This is a genomic window from Parendozoicomonas verongulae, assembly GCF_009711465.1.
GTDB lineage: Bacteria > Pseudomonadota > Gammaproteobacteria > Pseudomonadales > Endozoicomonadaceae > Sansalvadorimonas > Sansalvadorimonas verongulae.
This window is the reverse complement of record NZ_SMME01000644.1, coordinates 1-2,637: the sequence shown is the minus strand read 5'-3', so window position 1 is coordinate 2,637 and position 2,637 is coordinate 1. Positions and strand designations below refer to the sequence as shown.

The window sequence follows — 2,637 nt, the reverse complement described above, 5'->3', positions numbered from 1 at the left end:
TATTCCGGCGCATCCGGCCACTGATTCCAAAAACATTCGGCCACCCATTCCATTTTTATCCGGCCACCAAATCCGGAAACATTCGACACCCCTGCCTGATGCCCTCAGTGCAGCGAATGGCAGCTTAGGACGAGCTTTCTATGGTTGCGAGTTTTTTGCTCTTTCTCCGCATCGATTCCCCCTTCAATGGCAGGCGGTGGGCGTTGTGAATCAGCCGGTCGAGGATGGCATCGGCAACCGTTGGATCACCGATCATTTCATGCCAGTGTTCAACCGGCAGCTGACTGGTGACGATTGTACTTTTCATGCCATGCCGGTCTTCCAGGATTTCCAGTATGTCCCGACGTTGCTGGTCGTTGAAGGCTGCCAGCCCCCAGTCGTCCAGTAACAGCACGTCGACACGGGCTAGTGAGGTCATCAGCTTCGGGTAGCGGCCATCACCTTTAGCGATGTTGATATCCTGCAGCAGGCGGGGAACACGATGGTAAATGGCCGTGTATCCATCCCGGCAGGCCTTCTGGGCCAGCGCGCAGGCCAGCCAGGTTTTGCCAACACCCGTTGGCCCCGTGAGCAGGACATTCTGATGTTCTTTGACCCACTGGCTGTCCAGCAGTTGTCGGAACTGCTCCCGGTTCAGGCCTCGGGTATGGCGGAAGTCGACATCCTCCATGCAGGCAGACTGACGCAGACGCGCCTGTTTGAGGCGGGTCGCCAGACGACGGTTGTCCCGGGTGGTGGCTTCCCTGTCCAGCAACAGGCCCAGTCGTTCCTCAAAGCTCAGCTGATGAAGGTCCGGATTGGCCACTTGTTCTTCCAGGGCCGCCAGCATGCCGGTGAGCTTGAGGGTCTGCAGTTTGTCTAATGTCGGGTTGCGTAACATCGTCAGCCTCCTTAGTTGTAGTAAACCGAACCGCGCACATTTTCATGGCGATCAGGGAGTTCAGTCAGAGGCTGTTCCTCAGGTAAAGGCAGATTGTCCTGCCCGTGACGAAGGATGGCTTCGAGGGTTTTGTAGCTGCAGGATCCCAGATGCAGCGCCCGCTGACAGGCTCGTTCCAGTCGCTCCGGGGTGTAACGCTTTCCCAGATGGATGATGCCCAGACAGCTGCGAAAGGCCTGCTCCGGATACTTGCGACTTTCCAGGATATGGGTAATCACCGCTTCGGTATGCCCTCCGGTTTTGGCCGCCCAGTTCTGCAACCGCTCCGGTGTCCACTCGGCATAACAACGGTGTTTCTCCGGCATGTGTTCAGGCTGCGTTGTGTGCCTCCCCTTGAGGTAGGAGCGGACATGGCTGGCCACCCGCTTGCGTTTATGGAAACACTCGATCGTTTGCCCGGTGATTCGCACGCTCAGCTGCTTTTTCACCAGATTGTAGGGAACCGAGTAGAAGTGCTTGTCTACCTCAATGTGGTAATCCATATGCACCCGGGCCTCTTTCCATTGGGCAAACTGGTAACGCTCAGCAGGCAAGGGCTTCAGAGCGGGCTTGTCCAGGGTTTCGAACAGAGTTCGACGACTCTCATCCGGCATATTCTGGAATGGCTTGTTGTTCAGTTCCTCCAGCAGCGGCTTGATGGCTTCGTTCAAGGCTTGCAGGGAGAAGAAGGTGCAGTCCCGCAGGCGTGCCAGTATCCAGCGCTCCACGATCTGGACAGCGGACTCCACCTTGCCCTTGTCCTGTGGCTTGCGAACCCGAGCAGGCACAACAGCCACATGGTAGTGCTCGGCAAGGTCCTGATAGGTCGGGTTCTTATCTGGCTCGTAGCGATGGGGGTTGGTCACCGCTGATTTGAGGTTGTCTGGCACCAGAACATTCGGCACGCCGCCCAGATGTTCGAAGGTGCGCACATGAGAGCCGATCCAGTCTGGCAGAGACTGGCTCAAGGTCGCCTCACAGTAGGTGTAGCTTGAGGCCCCCAGGGTTGCGACAAAGATTTGTGCCTGGCGTATCTCCCCGGTAGACGGGTTCGTGATGGGCATGGTCTGGCCCGCATAATCCAGGAAGAGCTTGTCACCGGCCAGATGATTCTGGCGCATGACGACATCCAGATGACTGCGCCATTCCCGGTATTTATCGCAGAAGTGGCTGTACTGATATCCCTCCGGACAGCCTGCTTTGTACTCCTGCCAGAGCAGGTTCAGTGTCACGCCCGAACGACGCAGGTTTTTATGGATGTGGTGCCAGTCCGGCAGAATGTCTTTCTTCTTGCGAGCCTTGTCCGGTGGGGCAAACAAGTGTTGCTCCAGTGCTTCATCGTCCAGGTCGTCAGGTAGAGGCCAGGGAAGCCCGGAGCTGTAAAAGCGGGACAGATAATCCGTAACCGTGGCGCGGGACATCGCGTTGGACTGAGCGATACGTCGGTTGCTCAGATTATTTTCAAACTTGAGTCGCAAGACATCACGAATTTTGCGCATGGGCAGTCTCTGCATGGTGCTACTCACTCTTCCCTGATGTGTTCAGAATGAGCGTAGCGAGTGAATAATCAGGACTGCACTGAGGTAAGAATCAGGGGTGTCGAATGGCCCGTAATGACCGGACGAATGTTTCCGGAATCAGTGGCCGAATGTTTCTGGATTCGGTGGTCGGATGTTTCCGGAATACCCAGCACTTTCCGATGAGTAAGATTCTGGCTG

General features: G+C 56.4%; 2 protein-coding genes. Both read right to left on the bottom strand.

Features of this window, described 5'->3' with window-relative positions; translation table 11 throughout:
* Positions 1 to 124 precede the first annotated feature (124 nt).
* Positions 125 to 880 carry an IS21-like element helper ATPase IstB gene (gene istB, locus E1189_RS02180; protein WP_155158432.1) on the bottom strand — a complete coding sequence of 252 codons (756 nt, stop codon included), beginning with the start codon at positions 878 to 880 and terminating at the stop codon, positions 125 to 127.
* An 11-nt stretch (positions 881 to 891) separates the two neighbouring features.
* Complete coding sequence (istA, locus tag E1189_RS02175) at positions 892 to 2,433, bottom strand: IS21 family transposase (RefSeq protein ID WP_155158431.1); 1,542 nt, start codon at positions 2,431 to 2,433, stop codon at positions 892 to 894.
* Between the last annotated feature and the right edge of the window lie 204 nt (positions 2,434 to 2,637).

Bases quoted from the DNA above. Each gene is read 5' to 3' on its own strand.
- istB (WP_155158432.1), bottom strand. From the start codon at position 880: ATGTTACGCAACCCGACATTAGACAAACTGCAGACCCTCAAGCTCACC.
- istA (WP_155158431.1), bottom strand. From the start codon at position 2,433: ATGCAGAGACTGCCCATGCGCAAAATTCGTGATGTCTTGCGACTCAAG.